Origin of the sequence: Alistipes senegalensis JC50, from assembly GCF_025145645.1 — a bacterium.
GTDB lineage: Bacteria > Bacteroidota > Bacteroidia > Bacteroidales > Rikenellaceae > Alistipes > Alistipes senegalensis.
Map to the genome: position 1 here is coordinate 3,399,057 of NZ_CP102252.1, position 22,067 is coordinate 3,421,123.

General features: G+C 59.3%; 22 protein-coding genes. 13 read left to right on the top strand and 9 right to left on the bottom strand.

Annotation, left to right across the window (positions count from 1 at the left end):
- Window positions 1-44: 44 nt before the first annotated feature.
- From NQ519_RS13575 to ligA, 4 genes are all read right to left on the bottom strand, one after another.
- Complete coding sequence (locus NQ519_RS13575; protein ID WP_019150614.1) at window positions 45-1,250, bottom strand: clostripain-related cysteine peptidase; 1,206 nt, start codon at window positions 1,248-1,250, stop codon at window positions 45-47.
- Entirely contained in the window at window positions 1,247-1,984 is a 738-nt protein-coding gene (locus tag NQ519_RS13580) for a DUF4919 domain-containing protein (RefSeq protein WP_019150613.1), read from the bottom strand. Before NQ519_RS13580 ends, NQ519_RS13575 begins: the two co-directional genes overlap by 4 nt.
- A gap of 28 nt (window positions 1,985-2,012) precedes the next feature.
- Window positions 2,013-2,903, bottom strand: coding sequence for a 4-hydroxy-tetrahydrodipicolinate synthase (gene dapA / locus NQ519_RS13585; protein WP_026076487.1), 891 nt, complete (start codon window positions 2,901-2,903; stop codon window positions 2,013-2,015).
- Window positions 2,904-2,967: 64 nt separating this feature from the next.
- On the bottom strand, window positions 2,968-4,992 hold the full coding sequence (ligA, locus tag NQ519_RS13590; RefSeq protein ID WP_019150611.1) for an NAD-dependent DNA ligase LigA: 2,025 nt from the start codon (window positions 4,990-4,992) through the stop codon (window positions 2,968-2,970).
- A gap of 150 nt (window positions 4,993-5,142) precedes the next feature.
- On the opposite strand from ligA, the gene NQ519_RS13595 reads away from it, so the two are divergent.
- The 7 genes from NQ519_RS13595 to NQ519_RS13625 all read left to right on the top strand — a co-directional run bounded on the left by NQ519_RS13595 (window position 5,143) and on the right by NQ519_RS13625 (window position 12,066).
- Entirely contained in the window at window positions 5,143-5,478 is a 336-nt protein-coding gene (locus NQ519_RS13595; RefSeq protein WP_019150610.1) for a hypothetical protein, read from the top strand.
- Between the two features lie 8 nt (window positions 5,479-5,486).
- Window positions 5,487-6,095, top strand: a complete 609-nt coding sequence (locus NQ519_RS13600; protein ID WP_019150609.1) for a leucine-rich repeat domain-containing protein — start codon at window positions 5,487-5,489, stop codon at window positions 6,093-6,095.
- 266 nt (window positions 6,096-6,361) lie between these two features.
- Window positions 6,362-7,633: an adenylosuccinate synthase gene (locus NQ519_RS13605; protein ID WP_019150608.1), complete on the top strand. Its 1,272-nt coding sequence runs from the start codon at window positions 6,362-6,364 to the stop codon at window positions 7,631-7,633.
- A gap of 139 nt (window positions 7,634-7,772) precedes the next feature.
- A complete protein-coding gene (locus NQ519_RS13610; protein ID WP_173390127.1) occupies window positions 7,773-8,654 on the top strand; it encodes an electron transfer flavoprotein subunit beta/FixA family protein in 882 nt (293 codons plus the stop codon).
- 12 nt (window positions 8,655-8,666) lie between these two features.
- A complete protein-coding gene (locus tag NQ519_RS13615) occupies window positions 8,667-9,686 on the top strand; it encodes an electron transfer flavoprotein subunit alpha/FixB family protein (protein ID WP_019150606.1) in 1,020 nt (339 codons plus the stop codon).
- Window positions 9,686-11,410 carry an acyl-CoA dehydrogenase family protein gene (locus NQ519_RS13620; RefSeq protein WP_026076486.1) on the top strand — a complete coding sequence of 575 codons (1,725 nt, stop codon included), beginning with the start codon at window positions 9,686-9,688 and terminating at the stop codon, window positions 11,408-11,410. Before NQ519_RS13615 ends, NQ519_RS13620 begins: the two co-directional genes overlap by 1 nt.
- 113 nt (window positions 11,411-11,523) lie before the next feature.
- A complete protein-coding gene (locus NQ519_RS13625) occupies window positions 11,524-12,066 on the top strand; it encodes an outer membrane beta-barrel protein (protein ID WP_019150604.1) in 543 nt (180 codons plus the stop codon).
- 69 nt (window positions 12,067-12,135) lie between these two features.
- On the opposite strand, the gene glsA is transcribed toward NQ519_RS13625, so the two are convergent.
- Entirely contained in the window at window positions 12,136-13,119 is a 984-nt protein-coding gene (glsA, locus tag NQ519_RS13630; RefSeq protein ID WP_019150603.1) for a glutaminase A, read from the bottom strand.
- Window positions 13,120-13,127: 8 nt separating this feature from the next.
- Entirely contained in the window at window positions 13,128-14,657 is a 1,530-nt protein-coding gene (gene gadC, locus NQ519_RS13635; RefSeq protein ID WP_026076485.1) for a putative glutamine/gamma-aminobutyrate antiporter GadC, read from the bottom strand.
- Between the two features lie 141 nt (window positions 14,658-14,798).
- On the opposite strand from gadC, the gene NQ519_RS13640 reads away from it, so the two are divergent.
- From NQ519_RS13640 to NQ519_RS13650, 3 genes are all read left to right on the top strand, one after another.
- Entirely contained in the window at window positions 14,799-15,728 is a 930-nt protein-coding gene (locus NQ519_RS13640) for a DUF5106 domain-containing protein (RefSeq protein WP_019150601.1), read from the top strand.
- Between the two features lie 184 nt (window positions 15,729-15,912).
- Window positions 15,913-16,467: an NADH peroxidase gene (locus NQ519_RS13645; protein ID WP_010260269.1), complete on the top strand. Its 555-nt coding sequence runs from the start codon at window positions 15,913-15,915 to the stop codon at window positions 16,465-16,467.
- A 128-nt stretch (window positions 16,468-16,595) separates the two neighbouring features.
- Window positions 16,596-17,330, top strand: a complete 735-nt coding sequence (locus tag NQ519_RS13650; RefSeq protein WP_019150599.1) for a DUF5036 family protein — start codon at window positions 16,596-16,598, stop codon at window positions 17,328-17,330.
- A 53-nt stretch (window positions 17,331-17,383) separates the two neighbouring features.
- Here NQ519_RS13650 and NQ519_RS13655 read toward each other — a convergent pair whose 3' ends face one another.
- Both NQ519_RS13655 and NQ519_RS13660 read right to left on the bottom strand, forming a co-directional pair.
- A complete protein-coding gene (locus NQ519_RS13655; protein WP_019150598.1) occupies window positions 17,384-17,719 on the bottom strand; it encodes a hypothetical protein in 336 nt (111 codons plus the stop codon).
- A gap of 13 nt (window positions 17,720-17,732) precedes the next feature.
- Window positions 17,733-17,942: a YtxH domain-containing protein gene (locus tag NQ519_RS13660; protein ID WP_019150597.1), complete on the bottom strand. Its 210-nt coding sequence runs from the start codon at window positions 17,940-17,942 to the stop codon at window positions 17,733-17,735.
- A 69-nt stretch (window positions 17,943-18,011) separates the two neighbouring features.
- On the opposite strand from NQ519_RS13660, the gene NQ519_RS13665 reads away from it, so the two are divergent.
- Both NQ519_RS13665 and NQ519_RS13670 read left to right on the top strand, forming a co-directional pair.
- The gene (locus NQ519_RS13665; protein ID WP_019150596.1) at window positions 18,012-18,521 is read left to right on the top strand and encodes an SLOG family protein; all 510 of its coding nucleotides are present in this window, start codon (window positions 18,012-18,014) and stop codon (window positions 18,519-18,521) included.
- A gap of 281 nt (window positions 18,522-18,802) precedes the next feature.
- Window positions 18,803-20,032, top strand: coding sequence for a site-specific integrase (locus NQ519_RS13670; protein WP_227901094.1), 1,230 nt, complete (start codon window positions 18,803-18,805; stop codon window positions 20,030-20,032).
- Window positions 20,033-20,328: 296 nt separating this feature from the next.
- Here NQ519_RS13670 and NQ519_RS13675 read toward each other — a convergent pair whose 3' ends face one another.
- Window positions 20,329-20,826, bottom strand: coding sequence for a DUF3408 domain-containing protein (locus tag NQ519_RS13675; RefSeq protein WP_014774946.1), 498 nt, complete (start codon window positions 20,824-20,826; stop codon window positions 20,329-20,331).
- A gap of 456 nt (window positions 20,827-21,282) precedes the next feature.
- Between NQ519_RS13675 and NQ519_RS13680 the strand changes: the two genes are divergently transcribed.
- Complete coding sequence (locus NQ519_RS13680) at window positions 21,283-21,570, top strand: plasmid mobilization protein (protein ID WP_019150594.1); 288 nt, start codon at window positions 21,283-21,285, stop codon at window positions 21,568-21,570.
- Window positions 21,571-22,067: the final 497 nt, after the last annotated feature.

Below are 22,067 nucleotides of genomic sequence, written 5' to 3' on the forward strand. Positions count from 1 at the left end.
TCCTTCGGCCCGCCCGCTGTCGGACGGGCCGTCGTTCATTCGTTTCAGTGCGTATCCCGATACCAGTTCGTCTGCCGGTTTTCGGCGGCGTACACCGTCGAAGGTTCGCTGACCGAGACGCCCGAATAGTAGTTTACGGGGTGTTTTATGGCGTCGTAGGCCGAATAAAAGTATTTCGTGTGGTGCCGGCAGGATACCGGAAACGCCAGTTCCATCTGCGCCTTGAAGCTGTCTATTGCACCCTGATCGTTGCAGCACAGCGTAACGTAGTGCTCCAGGTCGTAGAACAGCTTCGTGGCGTTCCCCTTGTAGTATTGAAGCGCGTCGATGTCGAACGGCTGTTTCTTATCTTTGATCTGGCGCATCTCCATCATCAGCGCATCCAGTTGCGCCGTGACGGCCAGCGAGATGCACCCCGACTGTTCGTTTCTCTGGACGGTGTCCCAGTCGTTCTCGTAGAAGTTCCAGAACTCCCAGCAGGCTTTTTCGAGACCGTCGAACACGCCGTTTCCTTCGAACAGGTGGGGGACGATCCGGTCGTAGGGGAAACCTGCGGCCATGATCTCGCAGGGAGAGGCCACGATATAATCCACCGCACGGCGCAGGTCGTACAACGTTTCGATATTGGCCATGAAACAGTCGTCGAAGATCAGGTAGTCGAAGCGGAACCGCTGGGCTTCGAGCGCCGCGGCCAGCTCCGTAATATCCAGTTCGTAACCCGTGTCGCCGAACGAGCGGGTCTGCTTGGCTCCGGGCGCCGTCGTCCATATGTCGTCGGCCGGGAGCATCGAGCGGGGCAGCACGCCGCCGCTCGCGGGAATCCACGCCTTGCCGTGACAGCCGATGATCAATCCGTAATTTCGGGCCGGAGCCAGTTCCGCGGCATCGGCGAACAGCTGCTGCACCGCTGCGGGGTCTCCGGCGTCGAAATCGTCGTAGGTTTTGAGCGTCTTGGCCTCGCTGCACCGTTTGTTTCGGTCGTAATAGATCTCCTGCATCACGGCCGATGTCTGGTCGTCGGGCTGCCAGCATACCAGCATCCGCCCTTTGCCCAGCGCCCGGCCCGTCACGGCCGTGCGGATGCCTTGGATGTTGTTTTCGTAGTAGGTGATCAGACTCTGCCCCGGCATGTAGAGCAGGACGGTGCGGTCGGCCAGGGCGGGCGGATCGTATCCCGGAACCTCCTTGGAGCAGGCCGCGAGCGTCGCCGCCGCGAGCAGCCAGAGCGTATGTCGGAGGATGCGGATCATTTGTAGGTGCGGGGTTTGAGGTTGTTGAACTGCCACGTGCGGTCGCGTTTGTAGGTGTAGCCCTCGGGCTTGTTCCAGTAGACGCGGCCGAAGTCGAAATAGAATCCCTTGCGTTTCTTACCCTCGACGACATAGGGACCCGTCAGCGGCACGAACTCCACCGTGCGGCTGACGATGCGGGCCTTGCCGTAGGAGAGCCCCTCGGCGGCCAGCACGTCGAGCGCATGGTCGAACATCAGCACGTGGCGCGGGGTTTTCTGCGTGAATCCGTCGCCCGAGGCGAGGATCGTGCGGATCACGCCGTTCATGCGGTTCGAATAGGCTTTCTCGCGCACCTCGTCGCCCAGCCCTCCGTAGGCGAACGACATCAGGTTGAGGATCTTGGGGCTGAACGGATCGCGCTTCAGGGCGTCGGTGCCCATCGAGATCATCGACTCCAGCGTCGCCACGTCGGGTTTCTCGGGATCGAGGCCCGAGACCAGCATCAGCATCTTGTCCAGATCGGGATTCGTGGCCAGCGGCTTGTAGTCGTCCTGATAGGCGTATCCGTAATAAAGATAGTGGTAATCCTCGTCGGTCAGCGTCGCGTCGCCCGCGTTGTAGCGCAGCATCAGCGCCGGATAGTAGTAGGGCGATTCCGAATCCATCGTCCGGTCGATGATGTTGTCCTCGTCGGGGACTTTGGCGGCGGCCAGCGCCGGAATCAGGAGCAGCAGAAGCAGCAGTTGTTTCATATAGGTCGTTTCTGATACGAACGCGGATTCAGCGCAAATCGTATTCGGCGATGAGCCTTTTGAATTTCGCGCGGAGTTTTTCCGATCCGGCCACGAGCGGCAGGCGCATCGTGTCGCCGATGCGTCCCATCACCGAAAGGGCGCATTTCACGCCTACGGGGTTGCCCTCCTCGAAGAGCGCCTTGACCGCTTCGTCCAGTTGCGCGTATTCGCGTTCGGCGGTGTCGAAATCTCCCGCCTTGGCGTGGTTCACGCAGCTCATGAAGCGTTCGGGGAAAACGTTGGCCACCACCGAGATCACCCCGTCGCCGCCGCGGCGCATCAGGGGAATGGTGATGCCGTCGTCGCCCGACAGCACGAGGAAGCCCTCGGGACGGTTGTCGAGGATGCGCTGCATCTGTTCGATGTCGCCCGAAGCCTCCTTGACGCCGATGACGTTCTCGAAGTCGCGGGCGATGCGCAGCGTGGTTTCGGAGGTCATGTTGACGCCCGTGCGCCCGGGGATGTTGTAGAGGATCACCGGCAGGGGCGAATGTTCCGATACGGTGCGGAAATGCTGGTACAGCCCCTCCTGCGACGGCTTGTTGTAATAGGGCGTCACGCTGAGTATGGCATCGGCGCCGCGCAGGTCGAATTCGCGCAGCTGGTCCAGCACCTCCGACGTGGAGTTGCCGCCGCAGCCCATCACCAGCGGCACGCGGCCGGCGATGTGGTTGGTGATGAACATGGCGATCACGGCGCGTTCGGGCATATAGAGGGTCGGGGTTTCGGCCGTGGTGCCCAGGGCGACGATGTAGTCCACGCCGCCTTCGATCACGTAGTCGATCATGCGGGCCAGCGCCTTGTAATCCACGCGGCTGTCTGCCGTGAAGGGGGTTATCATCGCGGCGCCCACGCCGGAAAGTTTGTGTCGTAGCATAGAGTTTCTGATTATCGTTGTTAGTTTCGTCTGTCGTTTTGTGTCGGAGTCCTTGACGCGGGCGTCAGAACAGTTCCTGCTGTGCGGCCTTTTCCGCCGGGCTTCCGCCTTCGATCATGGCGAAGAACTCCTCCTCGGAGATGATCTTCACGCCCAGTTTCTCGGCCTTTTTCAGCTTCGCGGGGCCCATGTTTTCGCCCGCGACGATGTAATCGACGTTGCCCGACACCGCCGCGAGGTTCTTGCCCCCGTGCATTTCGATCAGCTCCTTCATCTCGTCGCGGCTGCGCGAGAATTTCCCCGAGACCACGAATGTCTTGCCCGCCAGGCTCTCCGAAGCCAGTTCGCGTGCTTCGGCCTCGAATTGCAGCCCTGCGTCGCGCAGACGGCGGATGATCCGCAGGTTCTCGTCCTCGGCGAAATACTCGATGATGGCGTCGGCGATGCGTCCGCCCACCTCGTCGGCCTCCACCAGCTCCTCGCGCGTGGCCTTCATCACGGCGTCCAGCGACCGGAAGTGCTCGGCGAGGTATTTGGCCGTCGTTTCGCCCACGAAGCGGATGCCCAGTCCGAACAGCACGCGCTGGAACGGCACCTGCTTCGACCGTTCGATCGAACGGATGATGTTGTCGGCCGATTTCTCGCCCAGCCGGGGCAGGGGAGCCAGCTGTTCGGCGCGCAGGTCGTAGAGATCCGCCACGTCGCGCACCAGTCCGTTTTCGTAGAGCAGTTCCACGGTCTCCTCGCCCAGTCCCTCGATGTCGAGGGCTTTGCGGCGGATGAAGTGGATGATGCGGCCGATGATCTGGGGCCGGCATCCGCCCTGATTGGGGCAGTAGTGCTTGGCCTCGCCCTCGTAGCGCACCAGCGGCGTGCCGCATTCGGGGCACACGGTGATGTATTCGAACGGCCGGCTGTCGGCGGGACGCTGCGAGAGGTCTACGCCGATGATCTTCGGGATGATCTCGCCGCCCTTCTCGACGTAGACCATGTCGCCCGGGCGGATGTCCAGCTGGGCCATCTGTTCGGCGTTGTGCAGCGTGGCGCGCCGCACGGTGGTTCCGGCGAGCAGCACCGGTTCGAGGTTGGCCACGGGCGTCACGGCTCCCGTGCGCCCCACCTGGAACGACACGCTGTCGAGGCGCGTCAGGGCCTGTTCGGCCTTGAACTTATAAGCCACGGCCCATTTCGGGGCCTTGGCCGTGAATCCCAGCTGGCGCCGCACGGCGAAGTCGTTGACCTTGATCACCACGCCGTCCGTCGGGAAGGGGAGTTCGCGCCGCGCCGTGTCCCAATGTTCGATGAATGCGTCGATCTCAGCAGCGCTGCGGCAGATGCGCGCCGCATCCGAGACCTTGAAGCCCCATTCGCGGGCCTTTTCCAAACTCTCCCAGTGGGTCGTGAAAGGCAGTTCGTCGCCCGCCAGCTGGTAGAGCGTGCAGTCCAGTCCGCGCCGGGCCACCACGGCCGACGACTGCTGCTTGAGCGTTCCGGCGGCGGCGTTGCGGGGGTTGGCGAAGAGCTGTTCGCCGTTGGCCTCGCGCTCGGCGTTGAGGCGGTCGAACGAGGCGTAGGGCATCAGGATCTCGCCCCGGATTTCGAAATGGTCGGGCCATCCCTCGCCCCGCAGGCGCAGGGGCACCGTGCGCACCGTGCGCACGTTGGCCGTCACGTCGTCGCCCTGCACGCCGTCGCCGCGCGTCACGGCGCGCACGAGGCGTCCGTGCTCGTAGGTGAGCGAGATGGCCGTGCCGTCGAATTTCAGCTCGCAGACGTAGTCCGTGGGGCCGGTCTCGCGTTCGATGCGGGCGATGAATTCGTGCAGTTCGTCCAGCGAGTAGGTGTTGCCCAGCGACAGCATCGGGTAGCGGTGCCTGACGGTCTGGAACTCCGCCGTGAGGTCGCTGCCGACCCGCACCGACGGCGAATTGGGATCGGCGAATTCGGGATGCGCGCGTTCCAGCTCCTGAAGCTCGCGCATCATCGCGTCGAATTCGAAGTCCGAGATTTCGGGGGCGTTTTCGACGTAATACTTGAAGTTATGCAGTTCGAGCTGACGGCGCAGCTCCTCGATTCGTTCGCGTACCATAATATAAGAATGACGTGTGTAAAGTTACATATTTTGTCTTTAACAACGGGTAAAAACAGGGCAAAATCAAAAAAAATGCAAAAAAAAATTGCAGATGTGGCGCGATATTCAAATTTTGCTTATAATTGCAAAAAATTTCCAAGCACTTTTATGGCAAACCAGACTACTGCGAAAAAACATATCGTAACGAGTTTCCATAACCTGACTCCCGAAATTCAGGAGGCCGTCAAGGCGAAGTATCCTCTGGGCTTCACCGACGCCATGATCCGCGTTGACAAGCCCAACGGCGACTTCTTCTATGCCGTGCCCTACGACACGGACGAAATCGCCTACATGGTGAAGGTCGATGTGAAGGTTGACGACAACTCGCACGACGATGACGACAAGGACTATTACGACGACGAAATCAAGGGTGCCGACGACATCCAGGGCGGCGACGACGACGCATCGGATACGGACAGTTCCGACGACGACGTGAGCATCTGACGCTGCCTATGGTGCGTGCCCTCTCCGCCCTGTTCGTTCTGCTCTGCACGGCCTGCGGCCTTGCCGAGGACGACCGCGACGAGGACAACAAATACATCTATCTCGATTTTTACGACAAGGCGTTCGAGGCTTACTGCCTCGAAAAGTTCGACACGAACGGCGACGGACGCATTTCGCACTACGAGGCGCAGCGTGTCCGGCGCATGTCGTGCCCCGGGCGGGGCATCGCGTCGCTGACCGACATCCGGGAGTTCTTCAACCTTCGGGAACTCGACTGTTCGGGCAATGACCTTACGCGGCTGGACCTCACGGCCTGCACTTACCTCGAACGGCTCGACTGCCGGGACAATGCGCTCGTGTCGCTCGATCTCGACGGCGTGCGGGGGCTGGTGTGGATGGATTGCAGCGGCAACGATCTGCCGCGTCTCGACCTGCATTCGACGGCCTCGCTGCTGACGCTCGACTGTCGGGGGAACGCCCTCACGACGCTCGACGTGGCTTCGTGCGACGCCAACCTGAAGGCCGATGTGCGCAGCAATCCCGGTCTGACGACGGTCTACTGCCTCGTATCGCAGAACATCTCCTTCGACGGACCGACCGAACTCACCCGCCTGTAAGGCGGGTTTTGGGGCGTGGCCGGCCGTGTCCATCCGGCTCTGCGCCCGTCCCCTAAGAGGCGGGTTTTAGGGCACGAAAGAACTGTTTCCCGCTTCCCATTCGGTTCCGCGCCCGTCCGGATAGCCCTTTATCTTTCCTCTTTTCGACCCGTTTTCTTTATAATTTGTTGAAAAGTCCGCCGTGCGGTTTGGGCTTTTCGGATAATAATTTGTACCTTTGGGTGCAAAAAATGTCTTTTGCAAGTATAAATTAGATACCGGATACAATGAAAAAAGTTGACGTGATCCTCGGCCTGCAATGGGGTGACGAGGGCAAAGGGAAGGTCGTGGACGTGCTGACGCCCCGCTACGAGGTGGTGGCCCGGTTCCAGGGCGGTCCCAATGCCGGTCACACGTTGGAATTCAACGGCGAGAAGTACGTACTCCGCTCGATACCTTCGGGCATTTTCCAGGGCGGCAAGACCAACATCATCGGCAACGGGGTGGTGATCGACGCCATCCTTTTCCGTGAGGAGGCCGAGGCGCTGGCGGCCAGCGGCCACGACCTGACCCGCCAGCTCTGCATTTCGAAGAAAGCCCACCTGATCCTGCCGACGCACCGCATCCTCGACGCGGCCTACGAGGCGGCCAAGGGCAGCGCCAAGATCGGCACCACGGGCAAGGGCATCGGCCCGACCTATACGGACAAGGTGAGCCGCAACGGCATGCGTGTCGGCGATTTGCTGAGCCCCGATTTCGAGCGGATCTACGCCGCGGCCAAGGCGCGTCACGAGAAAATTCTGAAAAGCCTCGATTACCAATACGACATCACCGAACTGGAGAAGCAGTGGTTCGAGGCGGTGAAATACCTCCGCCGCTTCCACATCATCGACAGCGAATATTTCGTCAACGACTGCCTCGCGCAGGACAAGTCGATTCTGGCCGAAGGCGCCCAGGGAACGCTGCTGGACGTGGATTTCGGCTCCTATCCGTTCGTGACCTCCTCGAACACGGTCTGCGCGGGCGTCTGCACCGGACTGGGCGTCGCTCCGAACCGCATCGGCGAGGTGTACGGCATTTTCAAGGCTTACTGTACGCGCGTGGGCAGCGGGCCGTTCCCCACGGAGCTCTTCGACGAGACGGGCGAGCGGCTGTGCGACATCGGCCACGAGTTCGGAGCCGTCACGGGACGCCGCCGCCGCTGCGGATGGCTGGACATGGTGGCCCTGAAATATTCGATCATGATCAACGGCGTGACGCAGCTCATCATGATGAAGTCCGACGTGATGAACGACTTCGACACGATCAAGGTGGCCACGGCCTACGAGATCGGCGGGCGCACGACCTCGGAATTCCCCTACGAGATCGACGGGGAGCTCAAACCGGTCTACACCGAGTTCGAGGGGTGGAAATGCGACCTGCGCAAGTACGGCCGTTACGAGGAGTTCCCCGAGGCGTTCAAGCGTTACGTGGAGTTCATCGAGCGTCAGACGGGCGTCCCCGTGAAGATCATCTCGGTAGGTCCCGACCGCGGCGAAACCATTGTCCGTCCGGAGTAAGACGCCGGTTTTCGGGGCGGCAGCAGGTTGTTTCGCTGTCGTTCGGTTCCGCGGCTTTCGTCTGCATTCCGGTAGACAGCCCGTTTGCGATAACAGCGGTAACAGGAAAAGGATATCAATATATAACCACTTAACTTATATGCAACAACAAAACCTCAAAATTCTTGTTTTGGCCAAGCAGGTGCCCGACACCCGCAACGTGGGCAAGGACGCGATGACCCCCGAAGGGACGGTCAACCGCGCGGCGCTTCCGGCCATTTTCAATCCCGAGGACCTCAATGCGCTGGAAGCCGCCCTGCGGCTGAAAGACCGCGTCGAGGGTTCCACGGTCCATATTCTCACGATGGGGCCGCAGCGTGCCGCCGACATCATCCGCGACGCGATGTTCCGCGGCGCCGACGGCGGTTACCTGCTTTCGGGCCGCGAATTCGCCGGCTCGGATACGCTGGCCACCTCTTACGCCCTTTCGTGCGCCTTGAAGAAGATCGCTCCCGACGTGATCTTCGCAGGCCGTCAGGCCATCGACGGCGACACCGCGCAGGTGGGCCCGCAGGTCGCCGAGAAACTCGGCCTTCCGCAGGTGACCTACGCCGAGGAGATCGTCGAGGTCAAGGCGGGCGCGCTGGTCATCAAGCGCCGTCTGGAGCACGGCACCGAGGTCGTCGAGTGCCCGATTCCGGCCGTCGTGACGGTCAACGCTTCGGCCGCCGAGTGCCGCCCGCGCAACGCCAAGCGCGTGATGAAATACAAGGGCGCTTTGGCAGGTTCCGAGATCGCTGCGGCTCCCGAATCGCCCGCCGCACAGCGTGCCGCCGCGAAAGAGTATCTGCAAATCGTGGAGTGGGCCGCTGCCGATGTCGATCCCGATCCCGGACAACTCGGCCTCGCGGGTTCGCCCACGAAGGTCAAGAAGATCGAGAACGTGGTTTTCGCCGCCAAGGAGGCCAAAAAACTCACGGCCGCCGACGAGGATATCAATTCACTGATGGTTGAACTTATTGCGAGCCACACGCTCGGTTAATACGCTTCGGAGATGAACAATATATTCGTATATATCGAGATGGAGGGCGGCAAGGTCGCCGATGTGAGCCTCGAACTGTTGACCAAGGGCCGCGAGCTGGCCGACCGCCTCGGGGTGAAACTCGAAGCCGTCGTGCTGGGTCACGAACTGGCGGGTATCGCCGCCGAGCTGGCCAAATACGGCGCCGACACGGTGTGGACCGCCGATGACGAACTCTTCGCCCCGTTCCGCACGCTGCCCCATACGGCCGTGCTGTGCGGGCTGATCGAACAGGAGAAACCCCAGATCGCACTCTTCGGCGCTACGCCCGTGGGCCGCGACTTCGCACCCCGCGTATCGTCGGCGCTGCATAGCGGCCTGACGGCCGACTGCACGCAGCTGGAGATCGGCGACCACAAGGACCCCAAGACGGGCAAGGAGTACAAGGACCTTCTCTATCAGATCCGTCCCGCCTTCGGCGGCAACATCATCGCCACGATCGTCAACCCCGACCACCGTCCCCAGATGGCGACGGTCCGCGAGGGCGTGATGCGCAAGGAGCTCGCCGCCAAACCGGGCGCCGGCGAGGTGAAGCCGATCGACTGGAAGAAATTCGTCAAGGACACGGACCTCGTGGTGAAGATCGTCGATCGTCAGATCGAGGAGCGCAAGATCGACATCAAGGGTGCCGGCATCATCGTCGCCGGCGGCTACGGCATGGGTTCGAAGGAGAACTTCAAGCTGGTGCACGACCTGGCCGACGTGCTGGGCGGCGAAGTGGGCGCCAGCCGCGCCGCCGTCGATGCGGGCTTCACGGAGCATGCGCGCCAGGTGGGCCAGACGGGTGTCACGGTGCGTCCGAAACTCTACATCGCCTGCGGTATTTCGGGGCAGATTCAGCACACGGCCGGCATGGACCAGTCGTCGATGGTGATCTCGATCAACACCGATCCCGAGGCTCCGATCAACAAGATCGCCGACTACGCCATCACGGGCGATGTCAATGAGATTATCCCCAAGATGATCAAGTACTATAAACAAAATTCGAAGTAATGGCTAATTTCTTTTCAGATAACAAGGATTTGCAGTTCCACCTCCAGCATCCGCTGATGCGCAAGATCGTGGAGCTGAAAGAGCGCGGTTTCGCCGAGAAAGACCTCTACGACTATGCGCCGCAGGATTTCGAAGACGCTATGGACTCCTACCGCCGCGTGCTGGAGATCGCCGGCGAGGTCTGCGGCGAGGTGATCGCCCCCAACGCCGAGGGCGTGGACCACGAGGGCCCGCGCGTGGTCAACGACCATGTGGAGTATGCCTCGGGCACGGTCGAGAACATGAAGGCCGTCGTCGATGCGGGCCTGAGCGGCATGACGCTTCCCCGCAAGTACGACGGACTGAATTTCCCGCTGATCTGCTTCGTGATGGCCAACGAGATGGTCGCACGCGCCGACGCCAGCTTCGAGAACATCTGGGGATTGCAGGACTGCGCCGAGACGCTCAATGAGTTCGCCTCCGAAGAGATCAAGCAGAAGTATCTGCCGTGGGTTTCGGCAGGCGCGACGTGCGCCATGGACCTCACGGAGCCCGATGCCGGTTCGGACCTGGGCGCCGTGATGCTGAAAGCCACCTGGTCGGAGGAGAAGCAGACCTGGCTGCTGAACGGCGTGAAGCGCTTCATCACCAACGGCGACGGCGAGGTTTCGCTCGTGCTGGCGCGTACCGAAGAGGGTACGACCGACGCCCGCGGCCTTTCGATGCTGGTCTACGACAAGCGCGACGGCGGCGTGAAGGTGCGCCGCATCGAGAACAAACTCGGTATCAAGGGTTCGCCGACGTGCGAACTGGTCTTCACGAACGCCCCGGCGCAACTGGTCGGCGACCGGAAGATGGGTCTTATCAAGTACGTGATGTCGCTGATGAACGCCGCCCGTCTGGGCATCGGCGCTCAGTCGGTGGGTACGTGCGAGGCCGCTTACCGCGAGGCGCTGAAATACGCCCACGAGCGCGCCCAGTTCGGCAAGCCGATCATCCAGTTCGCCGCCGTGTCGGAGATGCTCTCGAATATGAAGGCCAAGGTGCAGGGCGCGCGTGCGCTGCTGTACGAAACCGCACGTTTCGTCGAGGTCTACAAGCAGTACGGTCATATCTCCCACGAGCGTTCGCTCGAAGCGGAGGAGCGTCAGGAGATGAAGTTCTACAACCGTCTGGCCGACGGCTTCACTCCGCTGGTGAAGCTCTTCTCGTCGGAGTATGCCAACCAGCTGGCCTACGACGCCATCCAGATCCACGGCGGTTCGGGCTTTATGAAGGACTATCCCTGCGAGCGCATCTACCGCGACGCCCGCATCATGAACATCTACGAGGGCACCTCGCAGTTGCAGGTCGTGGCGGCGATCAACGCCGTGACGAAGGGCACGTTCATGGAGCAGATCGAACGTTATGCCGCCGAGAGCTATTCGGAGGCGATGTGCCCCGTGGTCACGAAGCTCAAAGAGCTGACCGTGAAGTTCTCGGAGATGCTGGCCCGCGTCGAGGCCGGGGACAAGGAGGTCTGCGGATTCAAGGATTTCCATGCCCGCCGCCTGGTGGAGACCGCCGGACACATCATCATCACCTACCTGCTGGCCCGTCAGGCCGGTCAGGCGGAGGAGTACGTCGCTTCGGCGCGCATCTTCTGCAAGCTCGCCGAGGCGAAGATCTCGGAGGCTTATACCTACGTGATGAACTCCACGACGGAGGATATCGCGCTGTTCAAGGCCGTCGAGCAGGAGAACTGACGACTGCGGATGCGAATCCGTTTACCGGGAGGGCTTTTTTCGAAGGTCCTCCCGTTTTTTTGCAGCGCGGTTTTTGCTATATTTACGGCTGTAAACCCTTAAACCGGAAAATTATGATCAAGAAATTGCTGATGGCGGCCGTCGTTCTGGCGATGGCCGTGCCCGCCGCGGCTCAGGGATCGCGCCGCAGCGAGATTTCCGTCTCCTACGGTTTCGCGCCCGTGACGGACTGGATCGACGCATACAGCGACCTGCTGACGGGCGCCGATACGGACCCCTCGGGATGGGGCGCCGTCACCGTGGGGTACAGCTTCCGGGTGATCGGCAGCCTGCGCATCGGGGCACAGGTCGTCTATTCGTCGAACACGCAGGAGATCAAGGGCTCCGGTTCGGAGATCAAAAACCGTTACTGGACCGTGATGCCCAATGCGAAGTGGAACTGGCTCAATCTGAAGATCGTGTCGTTCTATACGCGGGTCGGTGCGGGCGCTTCGTTCGCCAAGGCCAAGGTCGGGGGACAGAGCGACAAATCCACGTTGTTCGCCTTCCAGGTGTCGCCCGTCGGCGTCGAGGTCGGGGGACGCATCGCGGCTTATGCCGAGGCGGGTATCGGCACCTCGGGCAGTCTGCTGGTCGGTGCGCGTTACCGCTTCTGATCGCCCCGAGGCATGAAAAAAGCCTGCATCCGACGGATGCAGGCTTTTTCGTTGCGGTCAGGTCTTTGCCTATGCCTGCACCGGTTCTTTTTCGGCCATCACGCAGCGCGTCGTGCCGAAGAGATTGAGATTGAGGTGCCCGGCGATGAACGCCAGCGCCTTCTGGGCCTTCACCGAGTTGCCGGCCTCGTCCAGCGGGGGAGCGAACGCCGCTACGCCCATCACGCCCGGCACGACGCCCATGATGCCGCCGCCGACGCCCGTTTTGGCGGGGAGCCCCGTCGTGAAGAGCCAGTCGCCCGTGTGCTCGTAGAACCCCACGGTCGCCATCATCGAGGCGATCTTGGGTGTGAGCTCGGGTTTGAACACCTCTTTTTTGGTCACGGGGTTCACGCCGCTGTTGGCGATCGTTGCGGCCATCGTGGCCAGCTGTTTGGCTGTCACGCCGATCGAACATTGCCGCGTGTAGATGTCCAGCGCCATGTCGGGATCGTCGTAGATGCGGTTGTAATTCTTCAACAGCCACGCGATCGACTTGTTGTTGAAATTGGTCGCCGTTTCCGACTTGTAGAGTTCGTCGATCACTTCGACCTCCGACCCTGCGAGGTCGGCGATGAACGAGGCGATGGCTTTCCACTTGCCGTTGCTGTCGCCCACGGGTTTGACCATCGAGCAGGCCGAGATGGCTCCGGCGTTGACCAGCGGCGTCGAGGGATGGTCGTTTTCCAGCAGGATGGCCATGATCGAGTTGAAGGGCAGCCCCGTTGCGTCGGCGCCGATCTTGTCGAGGACCTCCTGACCGCTGTACTGGTTCATGGCGAGGATCGCCGTCGGGACTTTCGACACCGATTCGATGCCGAATTTGTAGTCCACGTCGCCCACGGCCACCACGTCGCCGTCGGGCAGGCAGGCCGCGATGCCGAAGAGGTTCGACGGCACGTTGGCCAGATAGGGGATATAGTCGGCGTTCTTGCCGCCGGTTTCGTTCTTGCAGCGTTCGTAGGCCGTTCGAAGGGCCTCCTGAACTGCTTTTTTGTCGATTTTCTGAATCATGTCGTTCCTTATTTTGTCGATTGGTTATTGTTCGCCGCGGGCTGGTTCTGCGCCGGAGCCGCGGCTTTGGCCTGCACTTCCCAGTGGAAGGGGGCGAATTCGGCGGCGGCCTGCGGGTCTCTCCACGACGGCTTGCGCAGGGCGTAGATCACGAACGGGGCGCCTACGACGACCACGCATCCGATGACGAGCACCGAGAACCAGACGGTGTTGCTGCCCGTTGCGATCTGGCTGGGCGGCACGAAGCTCAGGACGAAGGCCAGCAATGCGCCGCAGAAGCCGAGACATCCGAGGAGCCACATCAGGCCGTTTTTCTTGCCCAGACGGAACGGACGGGGCGTGTCCTTCATCTTGTACCGCAGGACGATGGCTGCCGAGAACATCAGCATGTACATGATGAGGTAGAGTAGCACGGTGAGCTGCGAGAGAATCTGGTAGAACGACTGCACCGAGGGCATCACGACGAACAGCAGCGCCAGCAGCGTCACGACGCATCCCTGGATCAGCAGGATGTTTTTCTGCACGCCGTTTTTGTTGGTTTTCTGGAAGAACGGGGGCAGGTAGCCGGCCTTGCCCACGGCGAAGATACCCTTCGAGGGGCCTGCCACCCAGGTCAGCACGCCGGCCAGCACGCCGAACATCAGGGCGATGGCGATGATCGGTCCGGCCCACGAGATGTGGAGGTAGTGGAAATAGTTGTCGAATCCGACCAGCAGCGACTGCGTGAGGCTGATGTCCTTGGCTGGGATGATGAATCCCAGCGAGAAGGTGCCCAGCACGAAGATGCAGACCGTGACGAGCGAACCGATGATGATGGCCTTGGGGTAGTTGCGCGACGGATTCTTTACGTCCATGACGTGTATGCCCATCATCTCCATACCCGCATAGAAGAGGAAGATGCTGCTGGCCAGCACGAGGTTGTTGAATTTCGACAGGTCGGGGAAGAAGCCCTGCGACATGTCCATATGGTTATGCCCGCCGGTCGAGATGTAGATGATGCCGAGGACGATCAGCAGTCCTGCGGGAATGATCGTGCCGATCATACCGCCCCATTTGCTGATCTTTCCGACCCATCCGAGGCCCTTGAGCGCGATGAACGTGGCGAGCCAGTAGATGGCCAGCACCATGCAGAGCGTGAAGACCTTGTTCGAGGCCAGCACCGCGTCGTGCACGTCGTTCATGCCGATGAAGGCGATCGACACGGCTCCGAAGGTCAGCACCGTGGGGTACCAGATCGTCGATTCGATCCATTGGAGCCAGATGGCCAGGAATCCCGTGCGGGCTCCGTAAGCCTCGCCGACCCAGCGGAAGACGCCGCCCTGTTTGTCGGAGAACATCGCGGCCAGCTCTGCGGCGACCATGGCCGTCGGGATGAGGAACACGATTGCAGCGAACAGGTAGTAGAACGCCGACGAAAGTCCGTAGACCGCCTCGGCAGGCAGTCCGCGCAGACTCACTACGGCCGTCACGTTCATAATCGCAAGTGTCATGACACTCAGTTTGAACCCTGTGCTTGTGGTAGTTTTTTTTACATCCATAGTGAATAAATTTGGTTTTTTTGACGCTGCGGAGTGTTGCAACTACCGTGCAAAACCGCCGGACGGCGGGGTTCGGGGCTTTCGGTTGCACGATTGTCGCCCGAAATGCGTATATTTGCATGTAAAATCGTATTTCAGCCTATGCGACGCATTCTGATCTCTCTTCTGGCCCTCCTGTGCATGGCCTCGTGCGGCCGCCGCCGGAACGCTCCCGCGCAGGAGGCCGCGGCGGACTCCCGTCCGCGGGTCTTCCTGCCCGCCATCGCTCCGTCGAGCCTTTCGCCCGACGAGCGGCGCGACTACCTGCGCGTGCACTACTGGGACCGCTTCGACTTCACCGATACGCTCTTCACCGTCCGGGCCGACACGCTGCAAATGGTCGAGGCTTATGCCCGCTACATTGCGCTGATCTCCGACCGTCCGACCGACGGTTCGCCGATCGACTCGCTGATGCGCCGCGCCTCCTCCTCGCGCAAGATGCTCGACTACTTCTCGATGCTCGCCGAGCAGGTGCTCCACGACCCCAATTCGCCGCTGCGCAACGACGAGTTCTACATCCCCGTGTTGCAGGCGCAGCTGCGGAGCCCGTGGTACGACGAATACGAACGCATCGCCCCGCAGTACGATCTGGAGATGGCCATGCAGAACCGGCTGGGGCATCGGGCCAACGATTTCCGCTATACGCTCGCCTCGGGCGCCTCGGGAAACCTCTACGGGCTGCATGCCGAATACGTCCTGCTGTTCATCAACAACCCCGGCTGTCCGATGTGCCGCGAGATCCGCGAGGCGATCACCTCGTCGCCGATGCTCTCGGAGATGATCGAGCGCGGGCGGCTGAAAGTGCTGGCGATCTATCCCGACGAGGATCTCACGGAGTGGCGCGACTACCGCGACCACATCCCTGCGTCGTGGATCAACGCCTATGACAAGGGGTGTGTCATCCGCGAGAAGAGCCTCTACGACCTCCACGCCATTCCGGCGATGTATCTGCTCGACAGCCGCAAGCGCGTGCTGGTGAAGGACTCGACCGACGTGGCGCAGATCGAGGAGGTGATCGACCGCCTCGCCTGAGAGGCGTGTTTTAGAGGCGGAGGTGGGTTCATGCGCTCTTTATCCGGTTCTGCGCCGCGGCTATAAGCGCAGCCTATCCCGCCATCAGAAAAGACGATCGGAAATCCATACGGATTCCGGACGGATTTGCTATCTTTGCGTCACAAACAGAACACAATCACACACACTAAACATTCAGCGTATTATGGCAAAGAAATGGCGTTGTACCGTTTGCGGGTACATCCACGAAGGTCCCGAGGCACCCGATCAGTGCCCGATGTGCAAGGTAGGCAAGGAAAAATTCGTCGAACTGGTAGAGGCTGAGGGCGACCTCGATTTCGTGACGGTTCACAAGATCGGCGACGGCAAGGGTGCCAGCCCCGAACTGTGGGAGGGTCTCCAGAATCACTTCATGGGCGAGTGCACCGAGGTGGGCATGTACCTGGCGATGAGCCGTCAGGCCGACCGCGAGGGTTATCCCGAGATCGCCGAGGCTTACAAGCGTTACGCCTGGGAGGAGGCCGAGCACGCCTCGAAGTTCGCTGAGCTGATCGGCGAGGTCGTTTGGGACACCAAGACCAACCTCGAAAAACGCATGAACGCCGAGTGCGGCGCCTGCGAGGACAAGATGCGTCTGGCCCGTCTGGCCAAGGAGCAGAACCTCGATGCCGTGCACGACACCGTGCACGAGATGGCCAAGGACGAAGCCCGTCACGGCAAGGGTTTCGAGGGGCTCTACAAGCGTTACTTCGGCAAATAATTTCCCGATTGCGGAATATACCGGAACGGACCTCTTCGCGAGGTCCGTTCTTTTTCCGGTCCGGACCGGAAAAAGTCTGTGTTTTTTTATATCTTCGCTGCGGCTACACAACAAAACCGATTGAATCTATGAAGAAGATTTTTCTGCCGCTGCTGCTGGCGGCAGTCGTCGGGGGCGCTCCCTCCTGCTCCGACGATGATGGGGTCCCCGGCGATCCCGAAGGGACCGTTTCTCTCAATATGATGGATGAAAGCAACGGCAAAACCGTGTTGGACAATTCGGGCATCTATATCGACAAGGCTCAGAATTTCGTGACGGGCGGGAACCGCGTGCTCTTTGCGTTCGGCAAGGTCGGCGGTCTGGGGGCCGTTGCGCCCAAATCGCTGGAGACCTCGACGACGATAGCCGCCGTCGAGGCGGGACATGGTTACGTGGCCGTGCGTCCGGGGACGCTGAGGTCGTTCCCCTCCGGAAAGATGGCCATGCCCATCGGACGCCAGGATGTGAATTACCTGAAGATCTACGTGGTTTCGCCGCTTACGGCGGAGTCGAAGACCGTCGGTGCGGCGGTCCGATATGTCACGGCCATGCCCGGGACCTACAAGTTGCCCGAGTACGGGAGCACGGCGTTGCGGATCGACCATTCCAACTACGACTATCTCGATCAGGAGGTGGCGTTGTCGCTGCCGGGCGGGGATGTCGAGTGCGATCTCATCGACAACGGCTACGACATCCGCTGCGAGCAGCGCGGCGGGAAGCTCTATATCCGGCTCGGAGGCTGGTTCGCCCGCCGGTTCGAACTTTATCTACGCAGCCGGGAGAGCTATACGATGGTCTACGTCGATGTGGATGTGCCGTTGTAACGGGCCGTTCCGGACTTGAAAAACGCCGGTGCATTGCGTTGCACCGGCGTTTTTCATTTGCTGCGGAATTCTTCGCGCAGCCGGAGGAAGAGGGTAACCTTTTCGGTGAGCCATTCATAGCCTGTCTGCGCTGCGCGGGCCACCTCGTAAACGGTTTCCGCCTGCGAGCGGATGTGATCCACGGCATCCCGGATCGCCAGCAGGTAGATGACGAAGGCGAGGAGGGCGAAAAGTCCGCCCAGAATCAGCGCCGAAACGATGAACGAACCCGTCACGGACGAGAGCCATACGACCAGCGCCGTGAGCAGCAGCAGGACGGCGATGGCCGCCGTCATTGCGAAAAACAGAAGCGAGGCTATGAAACGGCCGCCGGAAGGTTTGTTTTCCATCTTCGGGCGGCGTTTATTTTCCGTCGCACTTGCAGCGCGCCTCTTCGATTTCCTGTTCGACCTTGCCGAGTTTCTCCTTCACGCGGTCGATCTCGTCGTCGATCGAATCCTTGATCTTCTGACGCAGTTCGGGGCCCGACTGGGGCGTGAACAGCATGGTGAGGGCCGATCCGATGATCATACCGCCCACGAGCGATACGATGGCGATTCCTGTGTTTTTCATAGTTGTGAGAGTTTTTGAATTCAGCAGGAAGTTTTGCAAAATTCGGGCCAAAGCCGTATCTTTGAGCATATGATCGCCGATCCCCTCATCTCCGTAGCTTTCAGCGGCCACCGCACCTACCGCGGCGATGCCGCCGGCGCTCTGCGCCGTACCCTGGAGGAGTTGTACGCGCGCGGTTTCCGGACCTTCCTGAGCGGTATGGCCGTGGGGTTCGACCTCGCGGCTGCCGAAGCGGTGCTGGAGCTGCGCGGCCGGAGACCCGATGTCCGGCTGGTCGCCGCGGTTCCCTTCCGGGGACAGGAGGCCCGCTTCCCGCAGGCCGACCGCGAACGCTTCGGGCGGGTGCTGGCCGCCGCCGATGCCGTCGAGGTGCTCTCTCCGGTCTATCACCGGGGGTGTTACGCCGTCCGCAACGATTTTCTGGTCGATCACGCCCGGGTCCTGGTGGCGTGGTACGACGGTTCGCCCGGCGGCACGCGTTACACCGTCCGCCGCGCCCTCGGCCGCGGGCTGGAGATTCTGGACCTCCATCCGGCGGCTCCCGCGCTGCCGGCTCCCGCACCGACGCTCTTCGGATGAAAAAAGGCGGACCCGACGGGTTCGGGTTTTGTAGGGAAAGAGAAGCGCAGGAAAGAGTAAATATCTTGTTTACAGGTGTTTAATTCTCTGTTCTGCATCTGTTCCGAGCAATAAAAAAGCAGAATCGGGCAGGTTTGACGGTGAGTTTTGTTACTTATCCGTTACCTGCCCGAAATGCTTTTGTTTGCATTAAGGCGTTTGTTTTCAGTTTGTTGCATCGGATTTCCGCATAACAAATAACTTGACTTAACGTTTAACCCATCCACAAAGTTCAAGTTATTATGCAACGCAGCACTTTCAAAGTCCGTTTCTATGTAAAAAGGCAGTCGGAAAAACACGGTCAGGTTCCCGTTATGGGCCGTATCACCATCAATGGCACGATGTCGCAGTTCAGCAGCAAACTCTCCGTTCGTTCCAGCCTTTGGGATGCCAAAGCCAACAAAGCCTCCGGCAGAAGTCTTGAAGCCCAGCGTCTCAATGAAAAGTTGGAGAACATCAAGACCAATATCGGCAAGCAGTACCAACGTCTCTGCGACCGTGATTCATACGTTACGGCCGAAAAGGTCCGCAACGCTTTCCTCGGTATGGGTGACGACTGCCGCCTGCTGTTGCAGACCTTCGACGAATATCTTGCAGATTTCCGCAAGCGCGTGGGCAAAGACCGCGCTTATTCCAGTTATGAGGACTACTGCAAACGCCGCCGCCGTCTGGCCTCCTTCCTCGAATACGAATATCATGTCAAGGATATTCCTTTCAAAGAATTGAAGCGGGACTTTATCGAAAAGTTCGTGGTCTACCTCTCCTCGGTACAAGGGATGCGTTCCGGGACGATCCATTCTACGCTCAAGAAATTGAAGCTGATGACCTACACGGCGTATAAGAACGGCTGGATTGCCGCCGATCCTTTCGCAGGTTTCTACGTGAGGCCGGAATACTCAGAACGCCGTTACCTTTCGGCTTCGGAGTTACAAGCCGTGATAGATGTCAGGCTCCCCAATTACCGAACGGGTATCAACCGGGATGCCTTCGTCTTCTGTGCTTTCACGGGCCTGAGCCATGCGGACGTGGTGAAACTCACCCACGCGGACATCCATACGGACGATAACGGGGAGCGCTGGATTATCGACAGGCGTCAGAAAACAGGTACGCAGTTCCGTGTCAAACTTCTTCCCGTTGCCGGAATGCTCTACGAGCGTTATAAGGATATGCACCTCTCGGGCGACCGGGTCTTCCCGCTCAAAGGTACCCATAAGACGCTGAACATGTCGCTGAGGCATGTTGCCAGACATGCCGGTCTGTCGTTCAACCCCACGATCCATATGGCGCGTCATACCTTCGCCACGACGGTCACGCTCTCGCAAGGCGTACCTCTGGAAACGGTCAGCAAGATGCTGGGGCACAAACGGATCACCACGACTCAAATCTATGCGCGCATCACTAACGACAAGATCGGCCGGGATATGGCGGCATTAAGCGAGAAACTCAGCAGCGTCTTCAAGGTCGCACGGTAATGGCCTCCTATCTTACAGCTAATTCGATTCCCGATCTTACTTCGTCAATAGCAGGGTAATTTTCGATGTAAGTTTTCCCGCCGGCAGGGAATTTATCGTCAGAGATGGAAATATGCAAGGCCATGCGAATCGCCCGAGGGGCGAGCCTTGCATATTTCCATCCCCGGCGTTTTGCTGGTCGCTACCGTCGGAAAAGGCGACATTCTGCGGCTCCTGACGATCCGGTTCTGATGTTCAGCCGCGATCGGCGGATTTCATCCCGTCCTGTGATCTGCCGTCGAAATTCCTCTGCTTTTTCAAAACGGCCGTCTTTTATTTTTCTTTTCATGGAGATAATTCAGCTCGTCGCTATAAATGTCCATGACAAAGCGCAGCATATTGTCGACCAAAGCCGTAAGCCTTGTGCTTTCATTCCCCAACAGGTGGAGGATTTCCGACACTTTGCGCTTGGTTTGCGCACTGACATAAATCGCCGAGCGGTTACGGCAATCTACCGGAGCGAAGAAGGTGCGTTCGAAATCCGGCAGTATGATCTTTTTCCGTCGGAATCCAGCAGGCTCCTTTACAGTAGTCGTTTGGGTGTCGACATTTGTTTTTTCAGCAGTTGGTGCCGATGTGTTTCCCTCGGGAGCGTCCGTATTTTCCTCTTCCGGCTCGGGAATCCTACGGACGACTTTCGAGTCCAAAGGAGCTTGTCCGGCGATCATCTGACGCATCAACTCCTCATCGACTTCGATACGGGGATGCTTCGGAAGGTTTGTTGCAGGTTTGTCAGTTTCTTTTAATGAATCCATGGTACAATGTTTTTGAGATTGAATATTCGTTATACGGTCATAAAGCTCGTGTGTTTGGTTTTATGTTTTAAACCATTCAAAATACCGTTTTCTGTTTAATACAGTTTATATCGGGATAATGAACGGAATAAGAAAACTTGCCTTTCATGCTGCAAGATACAACCGACAGAAATACCTCGATTCCGATGTCCGCTCACGACCGCTCCAGTCCGTTCGGCGGGCTTTTTTTTCGTACCGGACGGTTGTAATATTGCACCGGGAACAGCCCCAGTCCCGGAAGCCGTAGCGGAGGAGTTTTCAAACTTTCGATAGCAGTTCTCCGGCGCGGCTTTTTCCCATCGCCAGATGGGAGCGAGCTGTACCTTTGTATGCCGAAAAGTTTTTCGGCATACAAAGGTGCTCGCTCTGCGAGGCCGGGAGGCGTTCCCGAGTCACGCCACTTAAACTACCAGACTGATGACAACCACAAAAAAGAGGATCGGACGCCCGACAACGACAGATCCCAGAGTCCACAGGTATAATTTCAAACTCACCACGGAAGAGAATATCCGCTTTAAGCAGATGCTTTGTAAGGCAGGATCGGAGCATAACCGCAGCCGGTTTATCGTAAAACGCATCTTCAACGAGGAGTTCGTTGTCGTCAAACGTGACCCATCGAAGGTGCAATTCATCGCACGGCTCAACGACTTTTATTTCCAATTTCAAAAGCTCGGGAACAACTGTGCGCCCGTCAAGGCGATATAATAAATATAGCGATGGCAAGCTATTAGGTAAGTGTTCTTTGAAAATAACCTATCATCAACCGACTTATCTGAAAGGGAAACCGGACAGGGAGTGTAGCATGTCGGGGTAAACCATAAGTCAGTCAGTTATCGGACTGCGACTGAATGGGGTGATGAAAGACAGATATGAGGATAAAATCCGGATTGATTGAATGACAGCCTGAGCGGTACCTTCCGAAACTGTGACGTTAAGGTAACTATACTCGTCATATCGTGATACTCTCATTGTAGTAGTTGGACAGAGAGAGCAAGAACTTATCACGACGCAACTGTAATGAACAGTAAAGGGCGGACGTCATATCCGACAATCTGTCGCGCCATAGTTATTATATCGTAAACGGGGATTACCTAAACCGGAATGCCGTAAGGCTATTGGACGAAGGTCTATGAATATCCGGTATGGTAACGGAGCCGCCGTAGTAGTCCGCGCGGGGGAAAGCCTCGTACAAGGCGAAGGGC